This window comes from Pseudomonas sp. TNT2022 ID1044 (assembly GCF_028656895.1).
In the GTDB taxonomy this organism is placed as follows: domain Bacteria; phylum Pseudomonadota; class Gammaproteobacteria; order Pseudomonadales; family Pseudomonadaceae; genus Aquipseudomonas; species Aquipseudomonas reinekei.
On sequence record NZ_JAMDHB010000014.1, the window covers coordinates 197676 to 216253 of the forward strand.

Annotated in this window: 16 protein-coding genes; 6 read left to right on the forward strand and 10 right to left on the reverse strand. The window is 55.6% G+C overall.

Going from position 1 to position 18578, the window contains the following annotated elements; translation table 11 throughout:
* The first annotated feature begins 31 nt into the window (after positions 1-31).
* From M5G20_RS18905 to M5G20_RS18920, 4 genes are all read left to right on the forward strand, one after another.
* On the forward strand, positions 32-919 hold the full coding sequence (locus M5G20_RS18905; protein WP_321032488.1) for a flavin-containing monooxygenase: 888 nt from the start codon (positions 32-34) through the stop codon (positions 917-919).
* Between the two features lie 208 nt (positions 920-1127).
* Positions 1128-1646: an arsenate reductase (azurin) small subunit gene (locus M5G20_RS18910; RefSeq protein ID WP_046819804.1), complete on the forward strand. Its 519-nt coding sequence runs from the start codon at positions 1128-1130 to the stop codon at positions 1644-1646.
* A gap of 13 nt (positions 1647-1659) precedes the next feature.
* Positions 1660-4143, forward strand: a complete 2484-nt coding sequence (locus tag M5G20_RS18915) for an arsenate reductase (azurin) large subunit (RefSeq protein WP_046819805.1) — start codon at positions 1660-1662, stop codon at positions 4141-4143.
* 530 nt (positions 4144-4673) lie between these two features.
* The gene (locus tag M5G20_RS18920; protein ID WP_414478851.1) at positions 4674-4847 is read left to right on the forward strand and encodes a transposase domain-containing protein; all 174 of its coding nucleotides are present in this window, start codon (positions 4674-4676) and stop codon (positions 4845-4847) included.
* A gap of 115 nt (positions 4848-4962) precedes the next feature.
* Here M5G20_RS18920 and M5G20_RS18925 read toward each other — a convergent pair whose 3' ends face one another.
* On the reverse strand, positions 4963-5478 hold the full coding sequence (locus M5G20_RS18925; RefSeq protein ID WP_046819807.1) for a hypothetical protein: 516 nt from the start codon (positions 5476-5478) through the stop codon (positions 4963-4965).
* Positions 5479-5959: 481 nt separating this feature from the next.
* Between M5G20_RS18925 and M5G20_RS18930 the strand changes: the two genes are divergently transcribed.
* On the forward strand, positions 5960-6946 hold the full coding sequence (locus M5G20_RS18930; RefSeq protein ID WP_046819808.1) for an arsenic resistance protein: 987 nt from the start codon (positions 5960-5962) through the stop codon (positions 6944-6946).
* Between the two features lie 45 nt (positions 6947-6991).
* Here M5G20_RS18930 and M5G20_RS18935 read toward each other — a convergent pair whose 3' ends face one another.
* The 5 genes from M5G20_RS18935 to M5G20_RS18955 form a co-directional block, all read right to left on the reverse strand.
* Positions 6992-7816: a sulfite exporter TauE/SafE family protein gene (locus M5G20_RS18935; protein WP_321032489.1), complete on the reverse strand. Its 825-nt coding sequence runs from the start codon at positions 7814-7816 to the stop codon at positions 6992-6994.
* A gap of 234 nt (positions 7817-8050) precedes the next feature.
* Positions 8051-8704 carry an NAD(P)-binding domain-containing protein gene (locus tag M5G20_RS18940; RefSeq protein WP_235431885.1) on the reverse strand — a complete coding sequence of 218 codons (654 nt, stop codon included), beginning with the start codon at positions 8702-8704 and terminating at the stop codon, positions 8051-8053.
* Positions 8705-8718: 14 nt separating this feature from the next.
* Positions 8719-9408: an FAD-dependent oxidoreductase gene (locus M5G20_RS18945; RefSeq protein ID WP_235431886.1), complete on the reverse strand. Its 690-nt coding sequence runs from the start codon at positions 9406-9408 to the stop codon at positions 8719-8721.
* Between the two features lie 15 nt (positions 9409-9423).
* Entirely contained in the window at positions 9424-9927 is a 504-nt protein-coding gene (locus M5G20_RS18950; protein WP_046819810.1) for an arsinothricin resistance N-acetyltransferase ArsN1 family A, read from the reverse strand.
* Between the two features lie 57 nt (positions 9928-9984).
* The gene (locus M5G20_RS18955; protein WP_046819957.1) at positions 9985-10482 is read right to left on the reverse strand and encodes a MarR family winged helix-turn-helix transcriptional regulator; all 498 of its coding nucleotides are present in this window, start codon (positions 10480-10482) and stop codon (positions 9985-9987) included.
* Positions 10483-10620: 138 nt separating this feature from the next.
* On the opposite strand from M5G20_RS18955, the gene M5G20_RS18960 reads away from it, so the two are divergent.
* Positions 10621-11817, forward strand: a complete 1197-nt coding sequence (locus M5G20_RS18960) for an MFS transporter (RefSeq protein WP_235431887.1) — start codon at positions 10621-10623, stop codon at positions 11815-11817.
* Between the two features lie 447 nt (positions 11818-12264).
* Here M5G20_RS18960 and M5G20_RS18965 read toward each other — a convergent pair whose 3' ends face one another.
* The 4 genes from M5G20_RS18965 to M5G20_RS18980 are packed head-to-tail and all read right to left on the reverse strand — an operon-like array spanning position 12265 to position 18504.
* Positions 12265-12615, reverse strand: coding sequence for a copper-binding protein (locus M5G20_RS18965; RefSeq protein ID WP_046819811.1), 351 nt, complete (start codon positions 12613-12615; stop codon positions 12265-12267).
* Positions 12612-15770, reverse strand: coding sequence for an efflux RND transporter permease subunit (locus tag M5G20_RS18970; RefSeq protein ID WP_046819812.1), 3159 nt, complete (start codon positions 15768-15770; stop codon positions 12612-12614). Before M5G20_RS18970 ends, M5G20_RS18965 begins: the two co-directional genes overlap by 4 nt.
* The gene (locus tag M5G20_RS18975) at positions 15767-17251 is read right to left on the reverse strand and encodes an efflux RND transporter periplasmic adaptor subunit (protein ID WP_046819813.1); all 1485 of its coding nucleotides are present in this window, start codon (positions 17249-17251) and stop codon (positions 15767-15769) included. The genes M5G20_RS18970 and M5G20_RS18975 overlap by 4 nt, the downstream gene beginning before the upstream one ends.
* A complete protein-coding gene (locus M5G20_RS18980; RefSeq protein ID WP_046819814.1) occupies positions 17248-18504 on the reverse strand; it encodes a TolC family protein in 1257 nt (418 codons plus the stop codon). Before M5G20_RS18980 ends, M5G20_RS18975 begins: the two co-directional genes overlap by 4 nt.
* Positions 18505-18578 lie beyond the last annotated feature (74 nt).

Sequence of the window (18578 nt, forward strand, 5' to 3'; positions counted from 1 at the left end):
CTCGCCGGCAGCGTATTCCTCGCTACCGGGGCTGCCGTTTCCTGGAGCGCCGGGGCACTACCCCTCCCGCGATGAAGTAGTGCGCTACCTGGAGCAGTACGCCAGCTTCTTCCAGTTGCCGATTCTTTCGGGGATACAGGTCATGAAGGTGGATCAGGAAGCTGGGGGGTTCCAGATAGTGGCCGCCAATGGGCAGCGCTTCTTTACCAGGGCGCTGATCGTGGCATCGGGGGCATTCAGTCGTCCCTATACACCGGACATTCCTGAGCTCGAAAGCTTCCAAGGTGTTCGCCTTCACAGTGCCGAGTATCGGAATGTGGAAATGCTCCGTGGGCAACGCATCGTAGTGATTGGAGCGGCGAACTCGGCGGTGCAGATTGCTTACGAGCTAGCGAAGGTGGCCAAGGTCACGCTCGCCACGCGTAAGGCAATTCGACTCTTTCCGCAGAAGCTGCTCGGCGCAGATTTTCACGCCTGGCTGAAATGGACAGGCCTGGAAAGAACCCGCTGGCTCAATGATCAGAGCACACCGGTACTGGATGACGGTACTTACAAAAAAGCACTGAAGTCAGGCCTTTTCAACCAGCGGTCGATGTTCGGGCAAGTAACCCCAACCGGAGTTATTTGGGCGGATAGTCACCAAGAAGCCGTTGATTGCCTAGTCTTCGCCACCGGGTTCCGCCCAAATATTGCCTTTCTTGAAGACCTCGCGGTGACGGATGATCAAGGGCGATTAATGCAGCGCGATGGACGAGCACTGCACATCCCAGGCCTGTACTTTATGGGGTTACCAAAGCAGCGCAATTTCGCCTCAGCAACTCTCAGAGGTGTAGGGCCTGACGCTGAAGTCATCCTTCCACATCTGCTACGCCATCTGCGTTCCACAGGTACAGAGCTAGTCATAGCCGCGCAGCGATGAGCGACTAAAGCAGTGATGCTCAATGCGAACGCCGCCTCCCTTGACCGGATCCCGCATTACCACCAGCAGGCCTTCTGAATTCACTCGACATCTAAGCCATTTAGGCCACAAAACAGGGTTTTCTATCCTATGCTGAATAGCTGGAACGAATAGCTGCTTACGACACAGACAGGGCTGACTGCATCGCAAGCGCAATGCGGAGGCTGAGATGACATCCATTTCCAGAAGAACCTTTTTGAAGGCGGGAGGCGGGGTTGCTGCGAGCGCGGCCTTCGGAGTGCCCGATTTAACTCAAGCCGCAACGTCAACGCCTGTGGTCGAGGGGCGAGTCAATCTCCCGTACCAGATGAAAGCAATCACCACGGCGCAGAAATTGCTGGTCAACACGCCAGTCCAATTTTCCTATCCCGATGCCGCCTCACCTTGTGCATTGATCAAAATGGGCGCTCCTGTTCCAGGCGGCGTCGGCCCGGAACGCGATATTGTCGCCTACAGCATCCTATGCACTCACATGGGCTGCCCGGTTGCCTATGACGCGGGACAGAAGGTGTTCAAATGCCCCTGCCATTTCAGCATTTTCGACCCTGAACATGCGGGCCAGATGGTGTCTGGCCAAGCCACCGAGAACTTGCCCAGCGTAGTGCTCGAATACAACCCAAAAGACGATTCGGTACGTGCAGTTGCCGTCGAAGGGTTGATCTACGGACGTCAGTCCAACCTCCTGTGATAAGGAGATTAAAATGGCAACCAATAAAGATCGTGTGGCACTGCCTCCTGTGGATGCCCAAAAGACCAACCTGACATGCCACTTCTGCATCGTGGGGTGTGGCTATCACGTATACAAATGGCCGGAGAGCCAGGAAGGTGGACGGGCTCCTGATGAAAATGCGCTCGGGCTCGACTTCCGCAAACAGTTGCCACCCTTGGCCGTCATCATGACCCCGGCGATGCAGAATACGATCACCGACAAGGACGGCAAGCGCTACAACATCATGATCGTGCCGGATAAACAGTGCGAAGTTAATAAAGGCCTCTCGTCCACACGAGGCGGACAGTTGGCCAAGGTCATGTACAGCCCCGATGGCGTAGGCAAGGAGCGGTTGCGCAGTCCACGCGTCTATGTTGCTGACCAGTGGGTAGACACCAGTTGGGATGATGCGCTGGCACTTTATGCCGGTGTGACAAAGAAGATTCTTGATAATGACGGGCCAGCCGCTCTCGCCTTTGACTGCTTCGATCATGGAGGCGCTGGAGGCGGGTTTGAGAATACCTGGGGCACCGGCAAGCTGATGTTCACGGCGCTGAAAACACCATTGGTGCGTATCCACAACCGCCCTGCCTATAACTCCGAGTGCCATGCTACCCGCGAGATGGGCATTGGCGAACTCAATAACAGCTATGAAGACGCCGAGTTGGCCGACGTCATTGTTGCCATAGGCTGCAACTCATACGAAACCCAAACCAACTACTTCCTGGCCCACTGGTTACCTAACTTGCAGGGGCAGACGGTAGACAAACGTAAGCAGCGATTTCCTGACGAGAGTATTGCTCCTGCGAAAGTGATTTTTGTTGATCCGCGCAGGACGCCCACTTTCACGATTGCCGAGCAAGCGGCAGGCAAGGGCAACGTGCTTCACCTTGATATAGAACCAGGGTCGGATATCGCCCTGTTCAATGGCCTGTTGACCTACGTGGTTGAACAAGACTGGCACGATAAAGAATTTATCTCTGCCCATACCAAGGGGTTCGATCAGGCACTTCAAGCCAACAAGCTGTCGCTTGAAGAAACCAGCCACATCACCGGAGTGTCGGTGGATAAGCTCAAACTTGCTGCCGAATGGGCCTACAAGCCCAAAGCTTCCGGTCACCGCCCCCATACCATGCATGCATACGAAAAAGGAATCATCTGGGGGAATGACAACTACCTCATCCAGTCCGCCTTGGTCGACTTGGTGCTTGCAACCCATAACGTCGGACGCCGGGGTACAGGTGTAGTGCGGATGGGTGGGCATCAGGAGGGATACACGCGTCCTCCTTATCCAGGCGACTCCAAGATCTACGTGGATCAGGAGATCATCAACGGCAAGGGCATGATATATACGGCATGGGGGGCCAACCCGTTCCAGACCACGCTGAATGCTGAGCAGCATCGCGCAGTCATCCTGAAACGCGCCAGCATTGTCAGGGAGGCCATGGCCCAAGTTCGCGGCGGTACGACCGCGCAGATGGTGGATGCGATCTACGATGCGGTAAAAACCAAAGGCGGGCTTTTCCTTGCCAATATCAATCTCTACCCCACCAAGCTGGCAGAGGCCGCGCACGTGATGCTGCCGGCAACCCATCCGGGTGAGATGAATCTCACCTCTATGAATGGGGAGCGCAGGATACGGCTTTCGCAAAGATTCATGGATCCTCCTGGTTCGGCGAAACCCGACTGCCTGATCGCGGCGGCTATTGCCAAGACCCTTCAGCAAATGTATCTCGCCGAAGGAAAACAGGAAATGGCGGCGCGTTTTACAGGGTTCGACTGGAAAACCGAGGAAGACGCCTTCAATGACGGCTTTCGTATGGCCGGCCAACCCGGTGCTGGCCCAATCGACAGTCAGGGAGGCACCACGGGAAATCTCGTCACCTATGAGCGGTTGAAGGCCATGGGCAACAATGGCGTCCAGCTACCCGCCAAAGAGTACCGAGATGGCAAACTAATTGGCACAGAGATGCTCTACACCGACTACAAGTTCGATACCCCGGACGGCAAAGCTGAGTTCAAGTCCGCGACGTGGCCAGGGTTGCCTAAGCCAGTGGCAGAGCAGAAAGCGAAATACAAGTTCTGGGTCAACAACGGGCGTATCAACGAGGTGTGGCAAACGCTTTACCACGATCAATACAACGACTTCGTGCAACGGCGTGTGCCGATGGCCTATCTAGAAATTAATCCCGACGATGCACAAGCCTTGGCTATTACATCGGGTGACGTGGTCGAGGTATTTAACGACTACGGTTCGTCCTACGCCTTGGCCTACCTGGAGCCGGATATCAAGCGGAACCATACGTTTATGCAGTTCGGCCACTTCAACGGCGTGATGGGCGATTTGACCACGCCATGGACAGACCGAAATGTAGTGCCGTATTACAAAGGGACGTGGGCGAACATTCGTCGCATCGGGAAAGTGGAGGAATTCAAAGAGAAGATCAGCTTCAAATCGCGGAGGTTTAATGTGTAATTACGCTTGTTTAGCAGCTAGCCGGGCGTTTCTTCCATTAGGTCGTCCAGTTAGACACTCCGCCCCTCGTGCCTAGTAAAACTGCATGAGGGGGCGCTAGGTATCCTTCTCAGCCAGGAAGAGGTCTGGGCAAATGCCTAGTTACTTCGCATACAGCTACGAGCAGCAGGAGCGGGTCGATGTCGGCACAACTTCAGCAGCCTTATCCGCATTGGTGCAACAAGTTGGCTCGCAGCAGTCTTGGTTTGCCGCACGGTCGCAGCAGGCAGAATCATCGAGTCGCTTGCTGCAGACACCTGTCTCTGGCAAGAACAATTCAACTCGCTTGGCCGCATCCCAATCACCGGCTAGCGCCCTACCGAACGCACCCGCTCATAGCCTGTCAGTAGCAGGAAGGTCGAGGCGCGGCCATAGCTCTTCATTCCTACGATGAAGATCCCATCATCAGGATGAGCCAGCTCGACGGCACCATGTGCAATTATGCTCATTCGGATCAATCAGCGGATAAAGATGAATGGAGCTTTGAGTCGATGTATCCAGCGCCGGCGCGACTCAATGGGTATGATCCGTATACTTATTTTAAGGACGTCCTCACGCGCCTGCTGATGCAGCGGGTAAGTGAGATTACCCAGATTCTGTGCATAACTGGGCGCCTATATCGGGACGCTTTCCTAGAGAAGCCAATGCTAACTGATGACCACTAACCGCAGAGGGCACTACAGGGCCAGCTGCAAGCCTTAGGCGAAAGGGCGAGTTAGGAGTACGTCCGAGCAGCGGAGAACGTACTCTGCGATCTAAATAGCTAGCAAATACTTACTTTCAAGGCTTCGCCGGTAACTGCCCTTGCATATAGTTTTGATGCCACATCATGTGATCCATCATCATCTGTTGCATACCTGTGTACCTGTCCATCATGTACTGGCGTTGACTTTTTTGCTCTGGGGTCAAGTTTGAGTAGTCCTGCCACCCCATCATATGGCCGCCCATCATGCCACCGCCCATCATGTGTCCATTGCCCATCCTGCCGCCTCCGCAGCAGCCCATCATTCCCGGCCCCCACATGTTGTTCATCATGCCCATGCCGCTTTGCATCGTATTCCAATGCTCCTGAAGGAGCTTCTGGCGCTGCTGGGGATCTTGGGTCTGCTGAATTTTCTCCATCTGCGTCTGCATCTTCTGGAAGGTTTCTTGCGCCTGAGTCATCTGCTTATCGAATTCGGCAACATTCGGAGCTTGTTGCTGCGTCTGCGTCGTTTGAGGTTGCTCTGCTGCTAACGCCCACATGGGGGAAAGCGATGCGGCGAGAAAAAGCACGGCCAATTTGATATTTTTCATTTCGAGCTGCCTTTGTGAAGGTGAGCTGAACCGAAATCTAATGTGCCAACCGATTGCGGTGCCTGGGTTCAACCGCACTCGCCGAGAATTATAGACTTCAGCATGACAATCGCCTGTTTACACTCAATAATTAGCAGGTCTTCCCAAAACCACCTTGACTTATGTCATTACTGAGGTGATCTCCAAAGGCCGCTGTTTACGCCGGACGCCAAAGAGTCCGCAGTGAACAGGCACAGCCCGCCAATGAACACTCGACGCTGTACAGCAGCCTCCTATCATTTACGCGACCATGACCAGTAATAGGCCGTGACCATCCGATCTGCACGTACAACACACATGAATATGCTCATTGCAATGCAGTCATGACCGATGCAAATGGCTGGTCAAGTCGAATGCAAACAGGTGGTCAGGTGAATGACAGCGCGTTGACTTGGGCGCCCGTTTAGGCTGACGGCCTTTTTTTATATCCGAGGAGAGCACTATGGATAGGGATGCACTTGAACAGAACCAGATACCGATCTACTTGGTTGCAGTGATAGCGGCTGCAATTGGTGGGTTGGTGGCGCCTACAGCAGCTCAAGGCCTGAACGCGTTGGTGACCCCGACTATTGCCGTGCTGATGTACGCGATGTTCCTACAGATCCCCTTTCTTGACCTGCGCGAAGGCCTCAGCAACAAACGCTTCATGTCCGCTTTGCTTATCGCCAACTTCGTGTTGATTCCGCTGCTGGTGTGGGGGCTCACCAGAGGTCTTACGGATCACCCGGCAATCCTTGTCGGCGCACTTCTGGTGCTGCTGACCCCCTGCATCGATTACGTGGTGGTTTTTACGCACATTGGCATGGGCGACTCTCGCGGGATCCTTGCGGCAACACCGATTTTGTTGCTGCTTCAGCTTGTACTACTACCCGTGTACTTGGCCTTCATGCTGGGTGGGCAGTCCGAAGTCGTTATCTCAGTGGGCCCCTTTGTCGAAGCCTTTCTCGTGTTGATTGTCGCGCCTTTGTTACTGGCCGTGGTTACAGCAGCCCTGGCCAAAAAGTCGAAAATCGTCAGCGGTTGGAACGCTGCCTGGGCCTGGCTGCCTGTCCCAGCAATGGCAGCGGTTTTGATCGCAGTTGTCGGTTCTCAAATCTCATCGGTGGTTCGCGACATCGACGAGCTTGCACCGGTTATCCCCGTGTACATCGGATTCATGCTACTGGCCCCCCTGATGGGTGCTTTGGCTTCTAGAGTTTTCAAGCTGTCATCCACAACTGCCAGAGCGGTCACCTTCAGCTCATCGACACGTAACTCTTTGGTGGTTCTCCCGCTGGCCTTAGCTTTGCCTGAAGAAGTTCGAGGGCTTGCTGCTGCTGCAGTGATCACTCAGACACTGGTTGAGTTGGTTGGTGAGCTGATCTACATCCGTGCAATACCGGCACTCGTTTGGCGGAAAAAATCGCAGGCTACGTCGATGACGTCTTAGATACATCAGCTGGGTGGACGCTTTCCAAAGTGACCCAGTTAAAACTCAACGATGACGCCAGACTTTCACCGAGGAGATCAGGAGGATGGCGGCAAGCAATGGCAGCAGGTATACCGTCGGGATCAGACCTAGTAATTGCCCGCCGATGAATGTCCCTATGATTGATCCCGCTGCCATGACCAGGATGAAGGGCCGTTGAGCACGGATTATTGAAAAACTTTGGTCGCGGCTGTATCGCGTGAAACCCACAATCATTGTGGGCAGGCTCACAGCAAGTGAAAGACTGCCGGCGAGCTTGATGTCAGCACCGAATAGAAGAACGATTGTCGGTATTAACAACTCACCACCAGCCACGCCCATCAGCGCTGCAACCACTCCGATACCAAAGCCTACCACTATCCCAACAATAGCCAGCAGCACGCCGTGGAACAGGGCTACGCCGGTAGAACTTGTCTCATGACCGAAAAGCAAAGCACCGGCGATACCCACAAGCAGCACTGCCAAAACACGGTACAAGGTTTTGCTCTTGAGTTTGGTTGCCCATCCTGCACCGAACCAGGCGCCTGCAAGGCTCCCGGCCAGCAGCGTGACAATGATGTCCCATCGCTCAAATACCGCCTCGTAGGGAACACTGAACGCACGAAATGGAAGGGCTGTGGCTACCACTACAAGACTCATGGCCTTGTTAAGGATGATTGCCTCCAATGCGCCAAAACCAAACAAGCCAATAAGCAGCGGCAGCCTGAACTCTGCGCCCCCCAATCCAATCAGCCCACCCAGGGCGCCGATAATAGTGCCGCTACCAAATACAGCTAGTTTGTTTTTTTCTCTGATTGAGGTCATCGCTCGTCTTTCGTTTCTGCGCGCCAGAAGCTCAACCTGCCCGCTTTGGCCCAATGAATGGCCCCGCCAGCCCTCGAGTTTGCCGACAGGTTGAATGCCGACAAAGCAGCGAAGCGAAACTATAGCCAGCGTTAGCAATTGTCCATGAGCGTATATAGACGATATTTGGTTGAGCCTGCCCCACGGGCAGTTGGGGGCTATGGCTGGTAGTCCGTCATTGGCTCATTAAGCCTGATCAAGTGCATGCAACTTCGTACACAGTTACGAGCAGCAGGAGTGGGTCGATGTCGGCGCAACTTCAACAGTCTTATCCGAATCGGTGCAACAATTTGGCGGACAGCAATCAGGGCTTGCCGCTCGCTCGCAGCAGTCAGAATCACCGAATTGCGTGCTGCACACGCCTGTCTCTGGCAAGACCAATTCAACCCGCTTGGCCGCATCCCAATCACCGGCCAGCGCCGCTACCACCGAGCGCACCTGTTCATAGCCTGTCAGGAGCAGGAATGTCGGTGCGCGGCCATAGCTCTTCATACCTACGATGAAGACCCCCTCATCAGGATGAGCCAGTTCGACGGCCCCATGCGGGCGAACCGTACCGCAACTGTGCTCATTCGGGTCAATTAACGGGGCTAAATGAATGGGGCTCTGAGTCGCCGAATCCAGCGCCAAACGCAGCTCGGCAAGCATCTCCAACTTAGGTCTGAATCCAGTTGCGACCACAACCTCATCAACCTTGGGCAGGGCTTGGCCGTTTGCCTCAACAACGATGCCATCATCACCTGCGGAAACCTTGTCGATGGCGATGTCAATGAACAGCTCAATGGCCCCATCGTTCAACAGTTGGCGAACCCTCTGCCCCAACTTTCCTCGTTCCTCCAGCTTGTCGTTTGCCCCACCACCCAATATGCGATCCAAAGATGAGCCGCGAGTCACCCAATAGATCTTCGTGCGGGGCTCCTGCTGGGCAGCCGAGTCAATTCCAGCAATACATTGAACGCCGAGTGACCGCTGCCAACCACCATCACTCGCCGATTTGCATAGCGTTGCCGCTCACTATGAAGCACTTCGGGAATGCCGTAGGTGATGCGATCAGCCAAGTCCTTCTCGCCTAAGGCAGGAATACCATGTGCCCCCATCCAATTTGGCGAGCGGAACGTACCGGATGCGTCTATGACTGCACTGGCGAGCACATCCTTTTCGCCCTCTTGCGTCCTGACCCGTAGCAGAAATGATGCGGCTGCACGGTTCTTCGTTTTCATGACGTCCTGGCCGAACCGAGTCACCGCCAGGACTTCGGTGTTCAGGCACAGATACCTATTCACGGATGGCAGCGCTGCAAGTGGATATACGTACTCATCCAGTAGTTCACGCCCGGTGGGATAAACGTCCTCCGCAGGCGCCACCCATCCTTGGGCCGTGAGCAGCGTGGCAGCCTGCTTGTCGACGTTGAACCCCCATGGAGAGAACATCCGCACGTGCGCCCAGTTTTCGATGCTAGCCCCTGCGCTGGGCCCCGCTTCAAAGATCAAAGGTGTCAGCCCCCTCGCGATGAGATGGCAGGCAGCAGCCAGCCCCACAGGGCCGGCACCAATGATGGCAACAGGAAGTTTACTGTCCATGACTGACTCCTCGCTTCAGTGCGGCTGATTAACAGGAATTAGGTGCTCAACGATTACACAATCGAGCCACTGACCTTCAAGGCAAGCATGCCTTTCGTACACACCCACCTCCCGAAACCCACACGAACGGCACAACGCCAAACTGGCCGTGTTAAAGGTGAAGATGCGTGATAGCACCTTCCAGAAACCTCGGGTTTTGGCCTCATCCAGTAGTGCTTGAAGCAAAATTTTTCCTAGTCCTTGGCCTCGAATGCTCCGATCCAGGTAGATCGAAAAATCTGCGATACCGTCGTAACAGGTACGGGAACGGTAACTACTCAAACCTGCCCAAGCGACCACCTCATCCGCATCGTTAACCATAACCAAGGTCGGATAGCGCTCCATCAAGGCAATGCGCTCAAGCATGTCATTTGACCCGCGCAACGTGGTCTCGAATGTAGAGCTTCGCTCCGCAATACCCTGGTTGTAGATGCCAGCTATCGATGCAGCGTCCCTGACTTCAGCGAATCGAATGTGCATGCTTGAACCCATCCAGTTGGTAGTAACAACATTTCAGATAAAAAAGGGGGTCACCCTTTATTTCGCTTCGGGCACCGACGGGCAGCAGCCACTGACCAGGCCACAGCGAATCTCAGTCGCCCTAGTGATCTGCTTCAGCAAACTCAGCGCTCCTTGCCGCGCTTCGGGTGACAACTGTTCGATCATTGCCCGCTCTTCAGCGATAAGGTCAGCGCGGATCTTCTGGTACAGCTCATGACCAGATTCAGAAACCTCAACCTGCACTGCGCGACGATCCTCGCTGTCTTCCACTCGCGACACGTACCCCTTGCGTTCAAGCGTATCGACCACCCGGCTCGCGGTGCTTTTATCTAGAAACATCTCTTCTGCAAGCGCTTGCAGGCGGAGTCGGCCCCTTTTAACCAGCGTCTCGATGGCATAACACTGCGTGACCGAAACGTCGTAGCAGCAGATGCGATCCCGGTCGCGAAACTGATACACCCGGACGAGCTGGTTCAAGGCTTCGTAAAGATCTTCGGAATCCTGAGTCAGTTGGTCTTTTTTTCGCTTTGCCATGGCCATCACAAATTAGTTGTTAGATGCAACAGTAATCCCGACTTCAGGAAAGGGTCAACCACTCCTTCATTCTGGTTGACGATTCTGTACCGGGATCGCTAATTTGTTGCATCTAACAACTAAAAAGGCTCGCAGCTTGTGAGTTATCCAATCAGCGGTGAACGCACAATCAACAGAGCTGGGCTGGTCTGGGCGATGGGCATCGCACAGATACTCGCGTGGAGTACAACGTACTACTTGCCCGCAGTCCTCGCGACGCCGATTGCACAAGAAATGGGTTGGTCGATTACCAGCACCGTGGCCGGACTTTCATGGGGTTTGTTGGTTGCAGGTGCTTGCTCTCCAATGGTCGGGAGGCAGATAGATCGGCATGGTGGCCGCCCCGTCCTGGCAACCAGTTCGATGTTGATGGCACTGGGGCTGCTGCTGATGGGTGTGGCTGGCAACCTGGTCATCTATTACCTGGCCTGGACATTTATTGGTGTCGCCATGGCTGCCGGCCTGTATGACGCCGCTTTCTCGACTCTTGGACGTCTATTTGGGGATAGCGCACGCACTTCGATGACCGGTCTTACTCTGCTGGGTGGGTTCGCCAGCACTTTAGGCTGGCCACTGATCGCCAGCCTGGAACACCAGATTGGCTGGAGATATAGCTGCGTCACATTAGCCGCAGCTCATCTGGTCATAGGATTGCCGATTCATCTCTTGTTGATTCCAAAGAGTGAGAGCATTCCTAAAAGCGCTGCAGTTCCTACCCACGCCTCTTCCGCCGTCACCGCCCATCACACAAAATCCAGCAATCGCCTCTTTCTACTGTTGGCAGTGCTACTGACGCTCCAGTCGCTGGTGATCTCTTCAGTTTCTGTCCATCTGCTTGATGTGCTGAAGCTGCTCGGCATAGCTACGGCCACCGCACTGGCCATCGGCATGATGATAGGGCCATCTCAAGTCGTAGCCCGGCTTGCAGAGTTTTCCCTTGGGCGAAACTTGCATCCGACCACATCTACCAGGGCTGCGATATTGCTGAGTGGGATAGGAATCGGGCTACTGCTACCGGCTATTCCATGGCTGGCATTCATTGCAATGGCGTTATACGGCGCTGGAAATGGGATTCTGACCATTGCTCGTGGGACATTGCCACTGGCTCTTTTTGGGCCAGATGGCTACGGGGCTCGCATGGGCTTGTTGGCTCGTCCAATGCTGGTCGCGCAGGCCATAGGCCCTGTGGCAGCTGCTGTTATTCTGGACAAGCTCGGCTCAACACCTTTGCTCCTCGTCATGTGCACTCTAGCGACGGCAAGTCTCATCGCCAGCTTTGGTCTTCCTTCGAAATAAACTGTTGTTTGAGGGAAATGAGAGGTTTATGCCCACCTTGGGTCGAAGCTGTGTGAAAGCGTTTTAGAGCGGATCTGGCAGTCAGAGCCGGTCAGGCTTTGCTCCAGCGAGATATGTCAGTAGACACCGGCAATACGGCAATACGGCAATACCATCGACTATGAAGCCAGCGTTCGTGTCCAGCCTTGCAATCATCTGGGTGAGTAGCTGGGTGTCGGTCTTGCTGATGCATCCTGCTCGAGATCCTCTCAAGGAACGAGAGTTTCATGGTCGGTCATCCCTTCGCTATCGCCCGGTGGCAGCAGATTTCTACCAAAGGCCTGCATAAGTCGATACTCGTCCATCTGAGTGGACAGCTCTCAACCAATATCTGCATCAAGCTTTTTGCTACGTAGACGGAAAAAACCGGCGCGACAGAGCGTGCCGGTAATTTTCATCATCACCGCCTCATTTTTTTATGGAAACTATTGTGGCTTTGCCACCCTCTAGCCGAAAGGAAAACGATACACGGTCTCCAACCTTCAGCCCTTTCAGCTGATCTTGCGTCACAGAAAAGGCCATGGTCATCGGTGGCCATTGCACAGCTGGAACAGCACCATGAGCAAGGGTCACCGTGTGCTTTGCAGTATCCATGGCCTTGATCGTTCCCTCGGCGCTGGCGGCTGGAGCCTGTTTTGTTTCCTGCTCCATTTTCATGCCCTCCATACCATCCATTTTCATTCCTGGCATATCCTCCGCGCGGGCAGAAAGCGATAGCGCAAATACGGTGCTTGCAACTGCAATAAGGGTCAGTTTCATACGACTTTTCCTTGAAGATTGGTGGGTACAATCTGGAGCTGCCGGCGACGCATCAGGCGATACGCTGCCGGAATGACAAACAGGGAAAGCAAGGGGGCTGTGACCATGCCGCCGACCATCGGCGCGGCAATGCGGCTCATCACTTCGCTGCCCGTGCCGCTGCCCAACAAGATGGGTAACAGGCCAGCAATGATGACGGCCACGGTCATGGCCTTGGGCCGAACTCGCTGCACAGCGCCGTCACGAATCGCTGCAACCAGGCCGGATTCAGTGCTGTCGCCGAGATCTTCACGTTCGGCCCAAGCGTTCTTCAAATAGAGCAACATGATCACGCCGAACTCGGCAGACACACCGGCCAAGGCGATAAAGCCCACCCCGGTGGCCACCGATAGGTTGAATCCCAACAGATAGAGGAACCATGCTCCACCAGTCAGTGCGAATGGCAGCGTGGCCATGATCAGCAACGCCTCATCGAAACGGGCGAAAGTCAGGTAGAGCAGCACGAAGATGATCAACAGCGTGGCAGGCACCACCAGTTTAAGGCGTGCGTTGGCCCTTTCGAGAAACTCGAACTGTCCTGAGTAGCTCAGGCTCATGCCGGGCTGCATCTTGACCTGTTCATTGATGATCCGACGTAGGTCGGCTACCACCGAGGCAATGTCCCGCCCTCGCACGTCGATGTATACCCACCCAGAAGGACGTGCATTCTCGCTCTTGAGCATCGGCGGCCCGTCGCTGACCTTGACCTTCGCCACCGTGCCCAGAGTAATCTGACTACCTAACGGGGTGTAGATCGGCAGTTGCTCCAGGGCGCCGACCGAGTCACGCCACTCCCGTGGGTAACGCACGTTGATCGGAAAGCGTGCGAGACCTTCAATGGTCTCCCCGACGTTTTCACCGCCGATAGCGCCGGCCACGATGGACTGCACATCAGCGATATTCAATCCGTAGCGAGCGGCAGCCTTGCGGTCGATATCCACGTCAATGTAGCGGCCACCGGTCAGTCGCTCGGCTAGAGCCGAACTGACACCGGGCACGTCTTTGGCCACCCGCTCGACTGCCTGGGTGACAGCATCAATTTCCGCCAGATTGGTGCCGGCAACCTTCACTCCAATGGGGCTCTTGATGCCCGTAGCCAACATATCGATACGGTTTCGTATCGGCGGTATCCAGATATTGGTTAGTCCAGGGACTCGTACCACGCGATCCAGTTCTTCCACCAATTTCTCCTGGGTCATGCCTGGGCGCCATTGCTCGTGCGGCTTGAATTGAATGGTGGTTTCGAACATCTCCAGCGGTGCCGGATCGGTAGCGGTTTCGGCACGACCGGCTTTACCGAAGACGTGTTCAACCTCTGGAACGGTCTTGATCAGGCGGTCTGTCTGTTGCAGCAATTGCGCCGCTTTTTGCGGCGACAATCCCGGTAGTGCTGAAGGCATATAAAGCAGATCGCCCTCGTCCAACGGGGGGAGAAACTCGCCTCCCAAGCGCGACATTGGCCATAGCGCACTGATAAAAACCAATAGCGCCACCAGCAGCGTGATCTTTGGTCGACGCAAGACTGCGTCCAGAACCGGCTGGTAGATACGGATCAGCCAACGGTTCAACGGGTTCTGTTGTTCACTGGGGATTCGTCCCCGAATCCAGTAGCCCATCAGCACGGGCACCAAGGTCACTGACAATCCCGCCGCTGCGGCCATGGCGTAGGTCTTGGTGAAAGCCAATGGGCCAAACAATCGACCTTCCTGTGCTTCCAGGGTAAAAACCGGAATGAACGACAGGGTGATGATCAACAAACAGAAGAACAGTGCTGGGCCTACCTCCGCTGCCGCTTCAGTCATAACGTGCCAATGATGCTCCCCCTTCAGCTCCTCCCCAGGATTGGCCGCATGCCAGGCCTCAACTTTCTTGTGGGCGTTCTCAATCATCACCACGGCGGCATCGACCATCGCGCCGATGGCGATGGCAATCCCGCCCAAGGACATGATATTGGCGTTGATACCTTGGTAACGCATGACGATGAAGGCAATTAGTATCCCCACCGGAAGCGAGATAATCGCCACCAGCGATGAGCGTAAGTGCCAGAGGAAGATCCCGCAGACCAATGCGACGACGATAAACTCTTCAATGAGCTTGTGGCTTAGATTTTCCACCGCGCGGTCGATCAGCTTACTGCGGTCGTAGGTGGTGACGATTTCCACACCAGCCGGCAAACTGCTTTTCAGTTCATCGAGCTTTGTCTTGACCGCCGCAATGGTTTCGCGAGCGTTCTTGCCGCTGCGCAAAATCACCACACCACCGACGGTCTCACCTTCGCCGTCGAGTTCGGAGATGCCCCGCCGCATTTCAGGCCCTAACTGAATCGTGGCGATATCACCAAGGGTTACTGGCACGCCACCCGCACCCAACTTCAGCGGGATCGCCCGAAAGTCATTGAGTGTCTTTAAGTAGCCCGACGCACGCACGATGAACTCGGTCTCTGCCATCTCCAACACGGCACCACCGGTTTCCTGGTTGGCCTTGCCAATAGCCTCGCTCACCTCGACTTGAGTGATACCGAGGTTAGCCAGTTTGAGCGGATCAAGCTGCACCTGGTACTGCTTGACCATGCCTCCCACCGTAGCCACTTCCGCAACGTTGGGCAAAGTCTTGAGTTCGAACTTGAGGAACCAGTCCTGGAGTGCGCGAAGCTGTGCCAGGTCGTGCCCCCCACTGCGATCTACCAGTGCATATTGATAGATCCAACCCACCCCTGTCGCATCCGGCCCCAACGCCGGCTTGGCACTGGCTGGTAACCGACTTTGTATTTGGCTTAGGTACTCCAACACGCGCGAACGGGCCCAGTACAAGTCAGTGCCGTCTTCGAACAACACGTAAACGAAGCTGTCACCAAAGAAGGAGTAACCACGTACCGTTCTGGCGCCCGGCACCGAGAGCATGGTGGTGGATAACGGATAGGTCACCTGGTTCTCGACAATCTGCGGCGCCTGGCCTGCGTAAGGTGTCCGGATGATCACCTGCACATCGGAGAGATCCGGCAGCGCGTCGATGGGCGTGCTCTGCACCGACCAAATGCCCCACGCCGTGACGAACAGTGTCGCCAGTATTACCAGGAATCGGTTGGCCACTGACCAACGAATCAGGGCCGCGATCATGGCTGCCCCCCCGTTTTATCCAAACGCTCAACACGCAAACCATCGTCGGTCTGGCTCACCGCGATCCGAACCTTGTCGCCCGTTTTGAGGCCCTGCATCAGCGCCGGATTGCCGAGCGGGAACGTCATCGTCATGCCAGGCATGCCCAGCGTCTTGAAAGGGCCATGGGCAAGCGTGACTTCTTTGTCGTTGATCTCCACGATCTGCCCATCCGCCTCATGAAAACTGGAGGCTGCTGCGCTGGGTGGTGACGCTTCCTCTGAGCTTGCAGTAATGCCCTTAAGACTGGCCTCCGAGTCGAGCAGAAACTGTCCAGAAGTAACTACCTTCTGGCCTTCTTCCAGCCCCTTCAGGATTGCCGTTCTGCCATCGTTTTCCTGCCCGATTTGTACCTCCACGGGACGGTAGCGTCCGGCGTCTTCGGCGAGCATCACCAGGGCACGTCGACCGGTACGAATGACGGCTTCGCTTGGCACCCACATCACACTTTGCTCGGTCGAACGATTCAGGCTCACCTCCGCTGTCATACCTGGTCTCAGGCGACCGTCCAGATTCGGGAGTTCCACCCGTACACGAATCGTGCGACTGTCCGGATTGGTCTCGGGCAAAATCGCGCTGACCTTGCCATTGAGTGTTGTCCCTGGAAAGGCAGGTAAGCGCGCTTCGACTGTCTGTCCTACGGTGATAGCTCCGGTTTCCGATTCTGGAATGGCCACGGCTAGCCAGATACTGCTCAAGCCATTCACACGTGCCAGAGTGTCGCCAATCGCCACGATCATGCCGGCACGGACATTCAGTTCTTGCAACACACCACCAATGGGACTGGTGAGAGTCAGGTAAGGTTGAACCTTGCCGTTACGCCCTACCTGAGTAATCAGTGATGCCGACATCCCCGTGAGCAGCAGTCGTTGGCGGGCCGCAGCTAACAGGTCAGCATCCCCGTTGCGCTTCAAGGCAAGAAATTCTGTCTGCGCAGCGGCCCACTCTGGCACCAGGATATCCGCCAACGCCGCGTTGGCCTTGAGCACATCGCCGGGAGCATGGGGGTAGACTCGCTCCACAAAGCCAGTGGTGCGTGCCTGAATCACGGCGACATCACGTTCGTTAAACGCCAGGATGCCTGTCACGTTGAGGCTGGAATGTAAGACACCACGGGTGACAGTCGCAAAACGCAGCCCAAGATTTTGGGTCAGACGCGGATCAATAGTGACAGTCGCCCGATCTCCTTCACCGCTGGCGTACTGAGGAACCAGTTGCATGTCCATGAAGGGGGACTTACCCGGCTTATCGAACTTTTGCTGCGGGTACATGGGGTCATACCAATACAGAGCCTTGCGTTCGTCAGGTGAGTCGAGGCTCTGCTTCAAGGCACTACTTGATACCCCATTCATGCGCTGTTGAGCGAACCAGTAACCACCGGCAACACCGAACGCCAGCGAGATGCCTACCAACAATGCCCCGTTCCATTTTTTCAGGATCATTGGCTGGACTCCCCATAGGCAAAATAGAGTCGCGCACTGGTCAGCGCTCGTAGCTCTTCCACGTCGATCTGTTTGAGCCGGGCTTCGATCAGTTCACGTCGGGCGGCAACAACGGCGTTTAAATCGCCTTTGCCAGCACGGTAACTGGCCATGCTGAGTTCGACCTTTTCCCTAGCCAGCGGCAACAGGCTTTCCTGGCTTCGGCGTACCGCACGATTAAGGCGCTCATAGTCAGCCAGTTCGATCTCTAACTGCTGAGTGTGCTCGCGCGACAGGGCTTCGCGCTCGGCCTCAAGCTGATTAAGTTCGGCGTGCTTGGCCGCAATCTTGGGGTTTTGCCGTGAGCCAGGAAACAGCGGTAGATCCCAGGAAAATTGCACACTGACCATGTCGCCGAACTCACGGCCACGATGCTGATAATCGAGCTCCCAACTCCAATCCGACTGCTTCTCCGCTTCGGCTTCACGAACCTTGGCTTGCGCTTCACGGGTCATCGGCGCAAACGCTGCCAACTCGGGATGGTGTTGCAGTTTATGGGAGTAGCTTGAGGTATCGACGGGCCATGCAGGCAAGCTACCCACAGGCTTGTCATTGGCAGCGGAGCCAATCCAGCGTTTGAGGGCTGCTCGGGCCTGCGCTCTCTGGAGAACCAGATCGTCCTGCTGCTCCGCCAGTTGAGCCGCTTCTTGCTTGGGCGTCACCGCATCGGCGGGTTGAGCGCGACCCCCGGCAATCTGGGCCCGGACGGTATCGGTCAATAACCGGTTTTCTTTATAGAAGTCCTGGAACAGCGCATCTTTGCGCTCAACCGAGTAACTGCTGATCCAGGCCAATGCCGTGGACTGGCGTACCTTCAGACGTTCGACTCGACGCTCCGCAGCAGCGCGATCAACAGCCGCATCGGCGACCTCGATGCGCGCTTTGCGCTTGTCGCTATTCGGCACCTCCTGCATGACCCCGACCATTTGCATGGTCATGAAGTCCTGGTCGATGCTCCAGCGATCCGGGCCGCCAATGGGGTAGTTCTGCACACCCACCAATAACTTTGGATCGGGTAATTCACCAGCGGGGATGGCCGCACTACTGGCAGCCTGAATTTTCGCGTCTTGTGCGGTCAGCGACGGCGCATTGCTTTCGGCCAGCCGCAACGCTTCATCGAGCGTCAAATCGGCAGCGAAGCTCGGCAATGCCAGTACGCTTGCCGCCAGACCGGCCACGAGGGGCCAACCTGTGCAATAGCACTTGGGGTTCATGTTCACGATTCCTGTGATGATCCACTGCGCGCTTCAAAACACATGCACGCAGATATGCCATCCCGCTAAAGCGG

Bases quoted from the DNA above. Each gene is read 5' to 3' on its own strand.
- M5G20_RS18910 (WP_046819804.1), top strand. From the start codon at position 1,128: ATGACATCCATTTCCAGAAGAACCTTTTTGAAGGCGGGAGGCGGGGTT.
- M5G20_RS18915 (WP_046819805.1), top strand. From the start codon at position 1,660: ATGGCAACCAATAAAGATCGTGTGGCACTGCCTCCTGTGGATGCCCAA.
- M5G20_RS18920 (WP_414478851.1), top strand. From the start codon at position 4,674: ATGTATCCAGCGCCGGCGCGACTCAATGGGTATGATCCGTATACTTAT.
- M5G20_RS18925 (WP_046819807.1), bottom strand. From the start codon at position 5,478: ATGAAAAATATCAAATTGGCCGTGCTTTTTCTCGCCGCATCGCTTTCC.
- M5G20_RS18930 (WP_046819808.1), top strand. From the start codon at position 5,960: ATGGATAGGGATGCACTTGAACAGAACCAGATACCGATCTACTTGGTT.
- M5G20_RS18945 (WP_235431886.1), bottom strand. From the start codon at position 9,408: ATGGACAGTAAACTTCCTGTTGCCATCATTGGTGCCGGCCCTGTGGGG.
- M5G20_RS18950 (WP_046819810.1), bottom strand. From the start codon at position 9,927: ATGCACATTCGATTCGCTGAAGTCAGGGACGCTGCATCGATAGCTGGC.
- M5G20_RS18955 (WP_046819957.1), bottom strand. From the start codon at position 10,482: ATGGCAAAGCGAAAAAAAGACCAACTGACTCAGGATTCCGAAGATCTT.
- M5G20_RS18965 (WP_046819811.1), bottom strand. From the start codon at position 12,615: ATGAAACTGACCCTTATTGCAGTTGCAAGCACCGTATTTGCGCTATCG.
- M5G20_RS18970 (WP_046819812.1), bottom strand. From the start codon at position 15,770: ATGATCGCGGCCCTGATTCGTTGGTCAGTGGCCAACCGATTCCTGGTA.
- M5G20_RS18975 (WP_046819813.1), bottom strand. From the start codon at position 17,251: ATGATCCTGAAAAAATGGAACGGGGCATTGTTGGTAGGCATCTCGCTG.
- M5G20_RS18980 (WP_046819814.1), bottom strand. From the start codon at position 18,504: ATGAACCCCAAGTGCTATTGCACAGGTTGGCCCCTCGTGGCCGGTCTG.